This is a genomic window from Promicromonospora sp. Marseille-Q5078 (assembly GCF_050315395.1).
In the GTDB taxonomy this organism is placed as follows: Bacteria; Actinomycetota; Actinomycetes; order Actinomycetales; family Cellulomonadaceae; genus Isoptericola.
Map to the genome: position 1 here is coordinate 3,333,172 of NZ_JBNPQG010000001.1, position 15,125 is coordinate 3,348,296.

Annotated in this window: 12 protein-coding genes and 1 pseudogene; 3 read left to right on the top strand and 10 right to left on the bottom strand. The window is 74.5% G+C overall.

Annotated features, from left to right (window positions below):
• Positions 1-15: 15 nt before the first annotated feature.
• Positions 16-225 carry a helix-turn-helix domain-containing protein gene (locus ACQFYA_RS15480; protein ID WP_499125638.1) on the top strand — a complete coding sequence of 70 codons (210 nt, stop codon included), beginning with the start codon at positions 16-18 and terminating at the stop codon, positions 223-225.
• Positions 226-243: 18 nt separating this feature from the next.
• On the opposite strand, the gene ACQFYA_RS15485 is transcribed toward ACQFYA_RS15480, so the two are convergent.
• Positions 244-792, bottom strand: coding sequence for a hypothetical protein (locus ACQFYA_RS15485; protein ID WP_499125640.1), 549 nt, complete (start codon positions 790-792; stop codon positions 244-246).
• 158 nt (positions 793-950) lie between these two features.
• Between ACQFYA_RS15485 and ACQFYA_RS15490 the strand changes: the two genes are divergently transcribed.
• Entirely contained in the window at positions 951-1,841 is an 891-nt protein-coding gene (locus ACQFYA_RS15490) for a LysM peptidoglycan-binding domain-containing protein (protein WP_499125641.1), read from the top strand.
• Between the two features lie 46 nt (positions 1,842-1,887).
• Complete coding sequence (locus ACQFYA_RS15495; RefSeq protein WP_499125642.1) at positions 1,888-2,568, top strand: Rv3235 family protein; 681 nt, start codon at positions 1,888-1,890, stop codon at positions 2,566-2,568.
• A 129-nt stretch (positions 2,569-2,697) separates the two neighbouring features.
• Here ACQFYA_RS15495 and ACQFYA_RS15500 read toward each other — a convergent pair whose 3' ends face one another.
• The 9 genes and pseudogenes from ACQFYA_RS15500 to mtrA all read right to left on the bottom strand — a co-directional run bounded on the left by ACQFYA_RS15500 (position 2,698) and on the right by mtrA (position 14,974).
• Positions 2,698-2,820 (bottom strand): SEC-C metal-binding domain-containing protein, encoded by a 123-nt coding sequence (locus tag ACQFYA_RS15500; RefSeq protein WP_499127559.1) that lies wholly within the window; start codon positions 2,818-2,820, stop codon positions 2,698-2,700.
• A gap of 41 nt (positions 2,821-2,861) precedes the next feature.
• Positions 2,862-5,658 (bottom strand): annotated as a pseudogene (gene secA / locus ACQFYA_RS15505) (preprotein translocase subunit SecA); the annotation flags it as partial.
• A gap of 171 nt (positions 5,659-5,829) precedes the next feature.
• Entirely contained in the window at positions 5,830-7,443 is a 1,614-nt protein-coding gene (locus ACQFYA_RS15510; RefSeq protein ID WP_499125644.1) for a cation:proton antiporter domain-containing protein, read from the bottom strand.
• Between the two features lie 85 nt (positions 7,444-7,528).
• Positions 7,529-8,773, bottom strand: a complete 1,245-nt coding sequence (locus ACQFYA_RS15515) for a winged helix-turn-helix domain-containing protein (protein WP_499125646.1) — start codon at positions 8,771-8,773, stop codon at positions 7,529-7,531.
• Positions 8,774-9,011: 238 nt separating this feature from the next.
• Positions 9,012-9,674: a ribosome hibernation-promoting factor, HPF/YfiA family gene (gene hpf / locus ACQFYA_RS15520; protein WP_499125647.1), complete on the bottom strand. Its 663-nt coding sequence runs from the start codon at positions 9,672-9,674 to the stop codon at positions 9,012-9,014.
• Between the two features lie 187 nt (positions 9,675-9,861).
• Positions 9,862-10,695: a ComF family protein gene (locus ACQFYA_RS15525; protein ID WP_499125649.1), complete on the bottom strand. Its 834-nt coding sequence runs from the start codon at positions 10,693-10,695 to the stop codon at positions 9,862-9,864.
• Positions 10,696-10,804: 109 nt separating this feature from the next.
• Positions 10,805-12,526: an LpqB family beta-propeller domain-containing protein gene (locus ACQFYA_RS15530; protein ID WP_499125650.1), complete on the bottom strand. Its 1,722-nt coding sequence runs from the start codon at positions 12,524-12,526 to the stop codon at positions 10,805-10,807.
• A complete protein-coding gene (gene mtrB, locus ACQFYA_RS15535) occupies positions 12,523-14,307 on the bottom strand; it encodes an MtrAB system histidine kinase MtrB (RefSeq protein ID WP_499125652.1) in 1,785 nt (594 codons plus the stop codon). Before mtrB ends, ACQFYA_RS15530 begins: the two co-directional genes overlap by 4 nt.
• Positions 14,294-14,974 (bottom strand): MtrAB system response regulator MtrA, encoded by a 681-nt coding sequence (gene mtrA, locus ACQFYA_RS15540; protein WP_499125653.1) that lies wholly within the window; start codon positions 14,972-14,974, stop codon positions 14,294-14,296. Before mtrA ends, mtrB begins: the two co-directional genes overlap by 14 nt.
• Positions 14,975-15,125 lie beyond the last annotated feature (151 nt).

Consider the following 15,125-nt stretch of genomic DNA (forward strand, 5'->3'; position numbering starts at 1 on the left):
TGCCAGAATGCCCGTATGACCAGCCGGTTCCTCTCCCTCGCCGACGTGCAGGAGATGCTGAACATCTCCAGCACGCAGGCGTACTCCCTGGTGCGCTCGGGCGAGCTGCCCGCCATCCAGGTGGGGCCCAAGAAGGTGTGGCGGGTCGAGACCAGCAAGCTCGAGGAGTACATCGAGCACCAGTACGCCCGGACCCGCGAGCGGATCGCGTCGGGCGACCTCTGAGCGCCGCGGGCCCCCGGCCTACGCCTCGCTGACGCGGAGCACCGCGCCGAACGGGACCGTGCGTACGACGGGCCTCGCCCGGTCGGCCTCCTCGACGTCGAGGTGATCGGCGCCCACCCGGCCGATCCTGCCGGTGACCGACCCGCCCGCGGTGCGCACCAGCACGCGCGCACGGTCGCGCTGGAGGCCGCGCAGCACATGCCCCAGCCCGAGCCCGTCCGTCCTCGCGCGCGACGGGGTCGCGAACCGGCCGAGGCCGACGACGGACGCGAGGGCCGGCAGCGGGACCAGGTGCTGCACCCGGCCGCGCGCGCCGTGCCCGTCGAGGAGCACCCAGGCGTGCGCGACGCGAGCCACGCGCCCTTCGACCCCCTCCCCGTCGAGCAGCTCGAGCCGCAGGACGGCGCCCGTCGCCGCGCGCAGCCTGTCCACCAGCGGGATCGACGCCTGCTCCGCCCGCGTGAGCTCGGCGACGGTCCCCTCGCGCTCCGCCGCCGCCTCGGCGTCGAACCGCGCCTCGAGATCGGCGAAGAGCAGCTCCCACCTGGCCGGACCCGTGCCCGTCATGAGGCTCCTCTCGTCGAAGGTCGGTGGTCACAGGATGCCCGGGTAGACAGACCCGGCACCAGTCCGCTTCAATATCGAGCACCAGAACACATCAACAGCCATCAACCTGCATCATCCGGAATGATGTCAGGTCGACGGCGAGGGCGAAGGAGACCTGGATGTCCGGCAGCATCGAGCGGCACCCGCGGAGCGGCGGTCCCCGCACGCGCCCCGGCGGAGGGCTGGGCCGGCTCGCCGTCCTGACGCTCGCCGCGGGCCTCGCGGGGACGGCTCTGGCGCTGCGCGCCGCGTCGTTCGCCCCGCGGACCGCGACCGCCGCCGCGGGCCTCGGCGTCGACCGCTGGGTCGAGCTCGTCGTGCTCGCGGCCGGGATGGTCGCTGCCGCCTGGCTGGTCCTGAGCGGGGCGCTCGCCCTCGGGTGCGTGACGGCGTCGCGGCTCGGCGGCCGCTGGCGGGCGGGCGAGGCCGCCGTCGAGCGTCTCGCCCCCGCCGCCGTCCGGCGCCTGGTGCGCTCCGCCGTCGGCGTGGGTGTCGGCGCGGGCATCGCCCTCGCCCCCACTGCCGCGCTGGCCGCCGACGTGTCCCCCGCCGCCCCCGCCGCCGACGGCGCCTCCGTGGTGCGGGCCCTCGGGTGGCGGCCCCCGTCGCACGCCGGCCCGGCGAGCGCGACGGGAGGCCCGGCCGACACTGCCGACACTGCCGACACCGCCGACGCCGTCCCCGACGCGGAGCACGCCGGCGCCGAGGCCGACCTCGTCGAGGAGACCCGCACGGTGGCCCCGGACGACGACGAGCCCGACGACGAGCCGGTCGCGCCCGCCGCCTCCCCCGTCGCTCGCACGGCGGCGGGCGACGACGGGACCGACGACACCCGGGTCGTGCTGCGCGGCGACACGCTCTGGGCCATCGCCACCGACGCCCTCGGTGGCACGCCCACCGACGCCGACGTCCTGCGCGAGGTGACGCGCTGGCACGACGCCAACCGCGACGTCATCGGCGCGGACCCCGACCACATCCTGCCCGGCCAGATCCTGCGCGCCCCTGCCTGACGGCACGCCGCGTCCGACGACATCCCCGCACCCACCGGAGGGCTTCATGACCGCGACCACCACGGCGACGACCACCCCCGCACCGGTCGTGCCCGGGCCGTCCGTGCCCGCGACGCCGACACCGCCGCCGGCGGCGGCGGACGCAGCCGCCGCGCCGGCCCGCGCCGGCGACGAGGACGAGTCCGCGCAGCCCGTGGGCGCCCCGCCCCGGCACGCGCTCCGGGTGTCGGCGACGCCTCGCCCGACCGGGCCCGCCGGCTACCCCGAGGCGTCCACCCGGCCCGGGCCGCGCGTCCGACGGGTGCGCGTCGGGACGCCCGGCGCGCGACGCCCGAGCGCCGACGAGGAGGACGCGACGACGCGACCGCTCCGGGAGGCCACCCCCGCGCCGCTGCCCGACCCGACCGCGCAGTGCTGCGCGGTGGTGCGGGCCGCCGTGGAGGTGCTGCGCGGCGAGCGACCGGCCGGCCAGCTCGCCCGCTGGGTCACGCCGCAGGTGCGCGACCAGCTCGCCGAGCGGGCCCGCATCGGGCTCGCGCACGACGGCCTCCGCGGGGCGGAGCACCACCTGCCGGTCCAGGTGCGGCGCGTCCGCCTCGTCCGCCTGGGCGAGGACGTGGCCGAGGCCACCGTGGTGCTGGACGACGACGGGCGCGTGCGCGCGGCCGCCGTCCGCCTGGAGGCCCGGCGCGGTGCGTGGCGCGTGGCCGTGCTCGAGATCGGCTGACCGGTCGCTGAAAGAGTCACGAGGAGAGAGACACCGAGAGTGAGACACCGAGAGGGGGACGGACCGTAGCGGCGCTACGGTCCGTCCCCCTCTGTCCCGGGTCTGTCCCGGCCTATCTCGGCGTGCGGGTCACTCGTTCATGCCGTGGCACACCTTGTACTTCTTGCCCGAGCCGCAGGGGCACTGGGCGTTCCGGGGCGTCCCGGGGAACGTGCGACCGTCGCTGGTGGCCGCGGTGGCCTCGCCGTGCAGCTCGCGACGCGACCGGCGGGTGGCGCCGCCCGTCGTCGTGGTGGAGCCGTCCTCGCTCGGCGACGAGTACGACAGCCGCTGCGGGGCGGGGGCGTCGAGACCCTTGGCCAGGAGCACCGGCTCCGCCTCGGCGGCGGGCGCGGCAGGCTCGGTGGCGGGCGCGGCGGGCGCCACCTCCGGCACCTCCGGCTCGGCGACGGGCGCGGCGTCCGCGACCGGCGCCGCCTCCGGGGCGGGTGCGGGCGCGGCCCCGCCGACCAGCTGGCCGGCGCCGGTCTGCGCGGCCGCGGCGGCGCTCGCAGCGGAGATCACGGGGCCCCCGGCGGCGGCGCCGGGCTGCTGCACCTGCACGTCCAGGTTGAACAGGAAGCCGACGGACTCCTCCTTGATGGCCTCCGTCATCGCCTGGAACAGCTGGAAACCCTCGCGCTGGTACTCCACCAGGGGGTCGCGCTGCGCCATCGCGCGCAGGCCGATGCCCTCCTTGAGGTAGTCCATCTCGTAGAGGTGCTCGCGCCACTTGCGGTCCAGCACCGAGAGCACCACGCGGCGCTCGAGCTGCCGCATGGCGGCCTCGCCGAGGGTCTCCTCACGCGCCTCGTACGCGACGCGCGCGTCGGAGAGCAGCTCGGTGAGGATCATGTCGTGGTCGAGCCGGCCGACGCCGCCGGCCTCCTCGACGACGTCCTCGGGCGTGATCGTCACCGGGTACACCGACTTCAGGGCCGTCCACAGGGCGTCGAGGTCCCACGACTCGGGGTTGCCGTCGGCCGTCGCACCCTCGACGTACGCCGTGACGACGTCCGTGAGGAAGTGCTGCACCTGCTCTTCCAGGTCCTCACCCTCGAGCACGCGCTTGCGCTCGGCGTAGATGACGGAGCGCTGCCGGGACAGCACGTCGTCGTACTTGAGCACGTTCTTGCGGATCTCGAAGTTGCGGGCCTCGACCTGCGACTGCGCGCTCTGGATGCCGCGCGTCACCATCTTCGACTCGAGCGGCATGTCGTCCGGGAAGCCGGCGCGGTCCATCATCGACGACGCGAGCCCGGAGTTGAACAGGCGCATCAGGTCGTCCTGCATCGACAGGTAGAACCGGGACTCGCCCGGGTCGCCCTGACGGCCGGAGCGGCCGCGCAGCTGGTTGTCGATACGGCGCGACTCGTGCCGCTCCGTGCCCAGCACGTACAGCCCGCCGAGGTCCGTGACCTCCTCGTGCTCCGTGCCCACGGCCTCCTTGGCCTTCTCGAGGACGTCGGGCCACGCGGCCTCGTACGCCTCCGGGTCCTCCGCGGCGTCGAGCCCGCGCTCGGCCATCTCGGTGACGGCGAGGAACTCGGCGTTGCCACCGAGCATGATGTCCGTGCCGCGGCCGGCCATGTTGGTCGCCACGGTGACGGCGCCCTTGCGGCCCGCCTGGGCGACGACGGCCGCCTCGCGCTCGTGCTCCTTCGCGTTGAGCACGCTGTGCGGCACCCCCGCGCGCTTGAGCAGGCCGGAGAGCAGCTCCGACTTCTCGACGCTCGTGGTGCCGACCAGCACCGGCTGGCCCTTGGCGTGCCGCTCGACGATGTCGTCGACGACGGCGCCGAACTTGCCGTCCTCGTTCTTGTAGACCAGGTCGGCCTGGTCCATGCGGATCATCGGCTTGTTGGTCGGGATCGGCACCACGCCGAGCTTGTAGGTGCCCTGGAACTCGGCGGCCTCGGTCTCGGCCGTACCGGTCATGCCGGCGAGCTTGCCGTAGAGGCGGAAGTAGTTCTGCAGCGTGATCGTGGCGAGCGTCTGGTTCTCCGCCTTGATCTGCACGCCCTCCTTGGCCTCGATGGCCTGGTGCATGCCCTCGTTGTAGCGGCGGCCGGCGAGGATACGGCCGGTGTGCTCGTCGACGATCATGACCTCGCCGTTGAGCACGACGTAGTCCTTGTCGCGCTTGAACAGCTCCTTCGCCTTGATGGCGTTGTTGAGGAAGCCGATCAGCGGCGTGTTGAGCGACTCGTACAGGTTGTCGATGCCGAGGTAGTCCTCGATCTTCTCGATGCCCGGCTCCAGCACGCCGACCGTCTTCTTCTTCTCGTCGACCTCGTAGTCGGTGTCGACGGTCAGCCGGCGCACCACCTTGGCGAACTCCGTGTACCAGCGGTTCGCGTCGCCCGAGGCCGGGCCCGAGATGATGAGCGGCGTGCGGGCCTCGTCGATGAGGATCGAGTCCACCTCGTCGACGATGGCGAAGTGGTGCCCGCGCTGCACCAGGTCGTCGGGCGACCAGGCCATGTTGTCGCGCAGGTAGTCGAAGCCGAACTCGTTGTTCGTGCCGTACGTGATGTCGGCGGCGTACTGCTTGCGCCGTTCGTCGGGCGACTGGCCGGAGACGATGACGCCCGTCGTCATGCCCAGGAAGCGGAAGACGCGGCCCATGAGGTCGCCCTGGTACTTCGCGAGGAAGTCGTTGGTCGTGATGATGTGCACGCCCTTGCCCTCGAGGGCGTTGAGGTAGGCGGCCGTGGTGGCGACCAGCGTCTTGCCCTCACCGGTCTTCATCTCGGCGATGTTGCCCAGGTGCAGGGCGGCGCCGCCCATGAGCTGCACGTCGAAGTGCCGCTGCCCCAGGGTGCGCCGCGCCGCCTCACGAATGGCCGCGAAGGCCTCGGGGAGCAGCTCGTCGAGCGTCGCACCGTGCTCGAGGCGCTCCTTGAACCGGTCGGTCTCCTCGTGCAGCTCGGCGTCGCTCAGCTCCTCGAAGCTGGGCTCGAGCCGGTTGACCTGCTCGGCCAGGCTGTTGAGCTTCTTGAGAATCCGGCCCTCGCCAAGACGGAGGACCTTCTCGAGGATCGCAGGCACGCAGTACTCCAGGGTCGGTGGCGCCCCGGGGATGGCCGGGACCGTGCGGCGCGACGACGGGCGACGGGGCGGCGGGGACTTCGCTCGTCCGCGCCGTCGCCTGGGTCACACCGGAGCCATCCTAGGACGAACACCTGAGAGTGCGGGCGCTGGTTCGCGACGGACGAACGGTCACGGGCCCGTGTCGGCCCGACTCTCGGACCCCGGCCCGGCGGGGAGATCGCTCACCGCGCGGTCGGCCAGCTCCGCGCCCGCGGCGCCGTACAGGTGGAAGACGGCGTCGGCGCCGTGCCGGCGCAGCTCCGCGGCGTCCTCGTCGTACCGGGCGATCGCCGCCACCCGGCCGCCGAACCCGGCGGCGCGCAGCCGCGCGAGGGCGATGAGGTTCGCCTTGTGGAACGGCATCGCCAGAACGGCGAGGCGCACCTGCCCGACGCGCTTGACGCGCGCCCAGAACTCGGAGTCGGTGGCGTCGGCGGGCACCACGTCGACCCCCTCCTGGAGCAGCGTCGCCACGCGGGTGCGGTCGTGCTCGACGCCGAGCACCGACAGCCCGTAGGCGTCGCGCAGGCGGCGGTAGGTGGCCGAGCCCACCCGGCCGAGCCCCAGCACGACGGCGTCGACCTGCCCGATGTCGACGAGGCGGTCGTCGGGGTGCAGGCGCGCCGTGTCGCGGCGCGGCAGGAGGCCGGTGAGCCGGGTCGCGAGCTCCACGCCGCGCCGGTTCACGATCGCCGAGACGACGAAGCTGGCCGCGACCGCCATCGACACGATCACCGTCCACTCGTCGTCGAGCAGGCCCGCCGTCGCCCCGAAGGCGACGACGATGATGCCGAACTCGGAGTAGTTGCCGAGCGCCAGGCCGGCCAGGAACGACGTCCGCCGCCGCAGGCGCATGAGCCACAGCAGCACCGCGTAGCCCGCCACCTGGACCGGGAGCAGCAGGAGGAGGAGGAGCGCGAGCGCCACGTCGACCGGGGACGGCATGCCGTGCAGCCCGATCTCCAGGAAGAACGCGACGAGCGCCAGGTCCTTGACGGTCAGCAGCGAGCGGGACAGCTCGGTGGCCTGCCGGTGCCCTGCGAGCAGCGCGCCCATGACCAGCGCGCCCAGGTCGCCCGACAGCCCGACCGCGTCGAACAGCCAGTACCCGGGCACGAGGGCGACGAACGCGCCGAACAGGGCCTGCAGCTCCCCGTGGCCGGCCCGGTCCCAGACCTTGCGCAGCACCCACGCCCCCGGCACGAGCGCGACGACCGCGAGCGCCCACGGGCTCGGCGGCTCCCCGGTCGACACGGCGAGGAACGCGACGGCCACGACGTCCTGGACCACGAGGACGCCCACCGCGATGCGCCCGTACAGCGCCGTCGCGTCCGAGCGGTCCTCCAGCACCTTGACGACGAACACCGTGGACGAGAACGACAGCGCCAGCCCGACCAGCGCGAGCGACCCGAGCGACTCGTCCGCGAGCAGCCGGATCCCCACCACGGCCAGCAGCCCGAGGAACCCGACCGTCACCGCGAGGCTGAGCACCAGGTGCGCGACCGTGGTCAGCCAGATCTCCGGGCGCAGCAGCGACCGCACGTCCAGCTTGAGCCCGATCGCGAACAGCAGGAGCGCCACCCCGAGCTCGGCGACGACCTCCAGGCCCGGCAGGTCCGGCGCGCCGGCCGCGCCGAGCACGAACCCGGCGGCGAGGAACCCCACCAGCGGCGGCAGGCGCAGCGACGTGGCCGCCAGCCCGCCGACCAGCGCCGCGGCGAGGTACAGCACGGCGGTGGCCATCAGCTCTCCTCACGGTCGCGCCCGACGCGGGCGCACCCGACGTCGTGGTGGGCCGATCCTACGAGCGCGACGGGCGCCGGTCGTCTCAGGCCGCGCGCACGACGTCCGCGAGGGCGGGCGCCAGCTCCCCGGCGGGTGCGACCCCCGTCGCCTCGAGCCCGAGCCACCCCGCGAGCAGGTCGAGCTCCGCGCCGAGCGCCGCCGCCGTGTCCGGGCCGGCGTGGGCGGTCGGGTGCGCCGACTGGACGCGCAGCACCCCCGCCTGGCGGTCGGCCTTGAGGTCGACGAACGCGGTGATCGCGTCCCCCTCGAGGAACGGCAGCACGTAGTAGCCGAGCACGCGCTTCGGCGCGGGCACGTATATCTCGATCCGGTAGTAGACGTCGAAGAGCGCCTCGAGGCGGCGGCGCTCCCACACGAGCGGGTCGAACGGGCTGAGCAGGGTGCGTGCCGCCGCCCGTCGGGGGACGCGGGCGTCGCGGTGCCGGTAGGTGCGCTCGCCCCAGCCGCGCACCTCGACGGGCACGAGCACGCCGTCCTCGACCAGCTCGGCCTGGGCGCGACGCACCGCGGGACCGCGCAGCCGGAAGTAGTCGGCGAAGCAGCGGATCGTGCCCACGCCGTGCGCCCGCGCCCCGAGCTCGAGGAGCCGGCGCACCGCCTCGTCGTCGGGGACCGGGGCGGCCGCGCGCACGGCGGGGGGCAGCACCCGCTCGGGCAGGTCGTAGCAGCGCTCGAACGCGGTGTTGCGCCGGGCGGACATGACCTCGCCGGTGAAGAACAGGAACTCGAGGCACCGCTTCGCCATCGTCCAGTTCCAGCCCCACTCCTCGCGCGAGCGCGGCCCGGAGCGCCCGGTGGCCACGAGCTCGTCGTGGATCTCGCGCGCCGTCACCGGGCCCTGCTCGGCGACCATCCGGCGCACGAGGCCGAGCTCCGCGGCGTGCTCCAGCGCCGTGCCGGCGATGGTGCCCCATGCCTCGTCGACGTAGTTGCGCCGACGCCACTCCAGCAGCGGGTACGTCTCTGCGGGCACGTACGACGCGACGTGCGCCCAGGTCTCGACGAGGCGGCGCGGCGCCCGCCCGGACGCCCGGTCGAGCAGCCCCACGTCGTACGGCCCGAGGCGGGAGTACAGCGGCATCAGGTGCGCGCGGGCCAGCACGTTCACCGAGTCGATCTGCAGCAGGTTCAGCCGGTCCACGGTCGCCATCGCACGACGCATCGTCACGTCGTCGGCGGCACCGCCGGTCGTGCCCGGCCGCGGCCGGTGCAGCCCCTGGGCCCCGAGGGCGACGCGGCGGGCCTGCGCGAGCGAGAGGGAGTCCACCCGCCCATCCTGCCGAGCCCCACCGACACCTCGGCGTTGCCGGGCTTCGACAGGCTCTACCACCGGGACCGTGAGCAGACAGACGAGAGCCGGTCGAGACCTTGGTCGCGGGGACGTATCCCTCCCGAAGTGGAGGGCGCCCTGGCGCCCGTGAACGCGTCCCCGCGACGAAGGTCTCGACCGGCTCGGACCGGCCCGGAACGGGTCTCGACAAGCTCGACCGCCGGGCCCGGTCAGGTCACGTCAGCTCGGTGACCGGCTCCACGCCGTCCACCATCGAGTCCAGCTCGATGACGCCGTACGTCCAGCCGCGGCGCCGGTACACGGCGGACGGCCGGGCGGTCTCCTTGTCGATGAAGAGGAAGAAGTCGTGCCCCACCATCTCCATCTGGTAGACCGCGTCGTCGACGGTCATCGGCTCCGCGTGGTGCAGCTTGCGGCGGATGACCACCGGCGAGTCGCCGAGCTGCTGCTCGACGGCGTCGCCCGGCTCGGCCAGGGCGACGGGTGCGGGCACGTGGTCGGCGGTCTCGGCCGCGGCGACCTCGTCGTAGGGGCGGACGTCCACGGAAGCGAGGACGCCGTTGGCGCGGCGGCGGTGGTCCTTGCGGCGGTCGCGCGAGCGGCGCAACCTCTCGGAGAGCTTGTCCAGCGCGATGTCGAGGGCGCCGAACCGGTCGTCCGCTGCGGCCTCCGCGCGGATCACGGGACCCTTGTCAAACACGGTGAGCTCCACCCGCTCACGGACCTCGGAGAGCCGCGGGTTGTTCTCGCGCGTCACCTCCACGTCCACCCGACGGGCGGCCGGTGCGAGCTGGGTGACCTTGCTCAGCTTGTCCTCCACGTGACGGCGGAACCGGTCCGCCACCTCCGTGTGCCTGCCGACGACGACGATCTCCATCGTGTTGCTCCACTTCGTCGTGAGGCCACCCTCGCGAGCGGCCCGTGTGCTGGTCGGGGCACCCCGATGGGGCGCCGTGCTCGGCACCACCTCCCGGGTCGCCGGACGCACGGTCCGGACCGCTCGTGGGTCGCACGGACGACTCGTCCCGGAGTGCCTCCGGGGGCGTTTCGCCCGCGTGGGACCCTCAGGCTAACCCCCTCCCGCGCACGAGGTACACCGGTGGCGCCAGGTCGTCCGTCGCAGGTCTCGCAACGGTCCCGGGCGGGGGCGTGGCGGCCACCGCGAGGGCGCCGACGACGTCCGCCCCGGCGTCCTCGAGCGCCCGCTCCGCGGCCGCGAGCGTGGCCCCGGTGGTGACGACGTCGTCCACCAGGAGGACGGCCGGGCGCGCCCCGCCGGCCCGCGTGAGCGCGCCCGCGCGCACCACGACCGACCCCGCGAGGTTGCGCCCGCGGGCGCGGGACCCGAGCCCCACCTGGTCGCGCCCGCGCCCCCGCCGGGTCAGCGCGGGGACGACCGCCGCGGGCGCACCGGCGTCGCGCAGCCCGGCCGCGGCGGCGCGGGCCAGGACGCGCACGTGGTCGCGTCCGCGGGTGCGCCGGGAGGACGCCGTGGACGGGGCGCCCACGACCAGCACCGTCCGGCCCGCGGACGCGCCGCGCACCCGGGGGGCGAGACCTCGTGCCACGTCGCGGACGCGCGGGGCCAGCAGCCGGTCCAGGTCGGTGCGGCCGCGGTCCTTCCACGCGACGACGAGCTCGCGCACCGGCCCCGCGTAGGCGGCCAGGGCCCACACGGGCAGGGGCGGGACGCCGTCCAGCCGGTCGAGCCGCGGCGCCGCCGCCTCGACCCGGGCGGGCGGGCCGTCCAGCAGCGCCCGGCAGTCCGGGCACCATCGCAGGTCGAGGGCGCCGCAGCCGGGGCACGCGACCGGCACGACCAGGCGCGCGAGCACACGGGACCACCCGCGGACGGCGGACGGCACGGCGGACGGCACGGCGGACGGGGACGGGATCACGCCCCCGAGCCTGCCGCGGCGACGACCGGGCCGACCGGGCGGGCCCGCACGGTGGGGACGGCGACGGCCTGGGGGCAGCCTCCGGCGGGCCGCCGGTGGTGCGGCGTCGTCAGCCGGGGTAGGCCACCAGGTCGACGTTCTCGGAGACCGTCGACCACAGCGCGGTGCCCTGCCGCGAGTAGAGGGTGCCGCCCTCGTCCACGGTGAGCATCGCGCCCGTGCCGACCGAGGCCGTCACCCAGCGCGGGTCGGGCACGCCGGGCAGCACCCGCGACAGCCCGCCCTGCCCGGCGAGGCCGCCCACGCCGGCGAGGAACACCGCGCCGTCGCCGTCCGTCTCGCGGCCCAGCAGCGCGAGCGCGGCCTCGTCCTGCCACACGGCCTGCGTCACCTGGCGCACCGACGCGCCCACCTGCACGGGCACCGAGAGCCCCGTCGGGACGTCGTCGGTGTCGCGCACGATGCCCGCCACGTGCACGAGCCGGCCGCTGGGCCCGGAGCTGACGATGGCCACGCGCGCGCCCTCCGGCGACACGTGCACCGACTGGATCGTGCGCGCCGAGAGCCAGTCGACGTCGAGCGTGCGCGTCTCCCCCGAGGCGAGGGACACCAGGAGGTTCGCGCCCTGCGCGCTCCACACGGCCCCGAACCGGTCGACCGACGGCGCCACCAGGTTCGTGCCCGAGAGCAGCACGTCGGGGGCGCTCTCCCCGGAGACGCGCACGACCCGCTTCGTGCCGTCGCGGACCACGATCGGGTCGTCGCCCGGGCCGGTCGCCAGCGCGGTCGGGTCGAGCCCGGCGAGCGGGACGGGCTCGTCCAGGTCCGACAGCGTGCGGCCCTGGACGCGCTGGAGGCCGCCGCCGGTGACGGCGAGCGCGTCACCCGAGGTCCGCGGGAGGGACAGGGCGTCGGTGCCGCCGGTCGTCAGCGGCGTGTTCCCGTCCGAGAGAACGACCGTGCGCCCCTCCCCCTCGGCCAGGGTCGCCTGCAGCTGCGCGACGGCGAGCGAGCGCTGCTCGGCGGTGGCCTGGGAGATCGTGGAGGTGAGGCTCACGTCGATCGTGCCGTCGTCGCCCACCGTCACGGCGTCGATGGCGAGCGAGGTGCCCTCCGGGATGACCGCGGTGGTGGAGTCCTGGAGCCACTCGGGCGGCCCGGCCAGGATCTCTCCGGTCGCGTCGGTGCGCCACGTCTGCCGCGGGAACCACCGCGTGTCGGGCACCCACCACGTGAGGTCCGGCGTCGGGAAGTAGAGCGTCGTGGGGTGAAACGCCTGGCCGAAGAACGCCGTCGGCAGCATCAGCCCGTCCTCGAGCTGCTGGATGCGCCACTCGCCGCCCTCCGGCCGGGTCAGGCCGAAGGTCACCGGGATGTCGGACGGCCGCGCCTCCTCGGTGTACATGCCCCGCTCGTCGAGCGTCGCGACCACGCGCGCCGTCGCCGTGACGGTCGCCTCCGTCGCGTCCGCGGGGAGGTCCCCGACCTCGAGCTCGGGGTCCTTCTCGAGCACGAGCACGCGAGCGTACCGGTCCCAGCCCTCCCACGCCGCGTCGGTGAGGTACTCCTGCGCGACGGTGAAGGAGGACGCCGAGGTGGGGCCCAGCTGCGCGACGGAGAGGAAGCCCTGCACGATCTGGTCGGGGCTCGCGCCGGCGGTCGGCCCGGTGGGGATGTACCCGATCTCGCTGACGTTCTCCAGCTCCGTGTCGCCGTCGCGCACGGCCCCGTTCGTCGGGATGCGCGCGCACGCCACGGTGACGGCCAGCACGGCCAGGGCCGCCAGCAGCAGCGCGAGCGGACGCCGGCGGCGGGTGGTCGCGGTGCTCATCGGGCCTCCTCGTCGACGTCGGGGCGGGCAGGCGGCACAGGGGCGTGGGCGAGGTCCACGCCGTCGAGGTCGACGACGCCGAGCTCCGGGATCGCGGTGGGCGTGGGGCCGGTCGGCGGGTTCACCACCGGCAGCTGGCCCGTGGGCGGCGCCGTCACACCCTTCGAGGGGCCCTCGATCGGCAGCGGCGAGCGCTCCAGGCGGATCCCCGCCCGGCGGGGCAGCGTGAGCCGGAAGCTCGCGCCCGCCCCCGGGCGTCCCCAGGCCTCGAGCCAGCCGGCGTGCAGCCGGGCGTCCTCCAGCGAGATCGCGAGGCCGAGCCCCGTGCCCCCCGTGGTGCGCGCCCGCGCCGGGTCGGCGCGCCAGAAGCGGTGGAACACCCGCTCGATCTCGTCGGGCGCCAGGCCCACGCCGTGGTCGCGCACCACGACGGCCACGGCGTCCGCGTCGAGGCCGACCGTGACCTCGACCGGCTTCTCCTCCGCGTGCTCGACGGCGTTCACCACGAGGTTGCGCACGATGCGCTCGACGCGACGCGGGTCGACGTCGGCCGTCGCCGGCTCGTCCGGGAGCGTCACGGAGAGGAACACGTGCTTCGTCTCCGCGAGCGGCATCGCCGTGTCCGCCACCGCGGAGACGAGGTCGCGCACGTCCCGCTGCTCGACGTCGAGCACGGCCGCGCCGGCGTCGAACCGACTGATCTCCAGCAGGTCGGTGAGCAGGATCTCGAAGCGGTCGAGCTGCGTGTAGAGCAGCTCGGCGGAGCGCCGCGCGGCCGGGTCGAGCTCGTCGCGCGAGGCGTGGATCACCTCGCCCGCCATGCGGATCGTGGTCAGCGGGGTGCGCAGCTCGTGCGACACGTCCGAGACGAAGCGGCGCTGCGCGGTGGAGAGCTCCTCCATCCGCGCGATCTGGTCCTCGAGGTTGGCGGCCATCTCGTTGAACGTCCGGGTGAGCGTCGCCATCTCGTCCTGCCCGCGGGCCTCCGAGAGACGCTCGTCGAGGTGGCCGTCGGCGAGCCGCGACGCGACCGCGGCGGCGCGGCGCACCGGCGCGACGGTCTGCCGGGTCACGACCCACGTGAGCACGCCGAGCAGCGCGAGGATCGCCAGGGCGCCGATCGCGAGCGTGCGCTGCACGAACGACAACGTCTCCTGCTCCGCCTGGAGCGAGTAGATGGCGTAGAGCTCGTAGGGGCCGATCGACGGGACCTCGACCATGGAGCCCACGACGACGCCGGGCTCCGGCGCCTCGGAGTCGGTGTACTCCGCGGGGATCTGCACGGACTGCAGCACCTGGCCGTCGGTGTCGCGCGTCGCCTCCCGCAGGTCCTCGCTGATGATCTCGGTGAGCCCGATCTGGGTGCCCGTCGCGGCGGGCCGCTGCGGTTGGTCCGGGGTGTTGAGCAGCAGGAAGTCCTGCGCGCTGGAGGCCCCCGCCGCGAGGGTCTGCACCATCTGCGCCAGCAGGAGCTGCAGGTCGGAGTTGGACGTGGCGGGCGACGACGCGAAGGACGTGCGGACCTGCTCGGTCATCGAGGCGTTCTCGCGCTCGATGCGGTCGACGCGCTGCTCGAAGAGCCCGTCGCGGATCGAGACCGACAGGTAGAGGCCGAGGAGCGCCACGGCCACGACGCCCAGTGCGAGCGCCGACGTCACCACCCGCAGCTGCAGCGACGACCGCCACCGCCGGACGAGGTACCGCGTCCGCGAGATTGCCCAGGCGCGCCACCGCCGCCACGTCCGTCGGACGCGGCGCGCGGCGGGCTCAGCGCGGGGCACCGGCCTTGTAGCCCACGCCCCGCACGGTCAGGACGACCGTCGGGTTCTCGGGGTCGCGCTCCACCTTCGAGCGCAGGCGCTGCACGTGCACGTTGACCAGGCGGGTGTCGGCGCTGTGCCGGTAGCCCCACACCTTCTCCAGCAGGACCTCGCGCGTGAAGACCTGCCAGGGCTTGCGGGCGAGTGCCACGAGCAGGTCGAACTCGAGCGGGGTGAGGCTGACGCGTTCGCCGTCGCGCACCACGTTGTGGCCGGTGACGTCGATCTCGACGTCGCCCACGCGCAGGCGCTCGGGGCCGGGCTCGTCGGTGGCGCGGAGCCGGGCCCGGATGCGCGCGACGAGCTCCTTCGGCTTGAAGGGCTTCGTCACGTAGTCGTCGGCGCCCGACTCGAGGCCGAGGACGACGTCGACCGTGTCGGTCTTGGCGGTGAGCATGATGATCGGCACGCCGGACTCGGCGCGGATCTCGCGGGCGACCTCGATGCCGTCCTTGCCGGGCAGCATGAGGTCGAGCAGCACGAGGTCGGGTTGCTCGTCCCGGAAGGCCACGAGCGCGCCGTCGCCGTCGGAGCAGAACGTCGGCTCGAACCCCTCGGACTTCAGGACGATACCGATCATCTCGGACAGCGCAGTGTCGTCGTCGACCACCAGGACTCGGGACTTCATGCGCCCATTCTGCCAGGTGCGGGGCGTTCTCCTGTGGAGCGCCGCGTGAGCGACCCCCGTCCCGCGTACTAGGGTCGGTGCGACCGGCGTCACGCCGGTCGCCAGCCCGTCCACCCGCCCCGTCCGTCGGCACCGCGCCGACACGACCCGA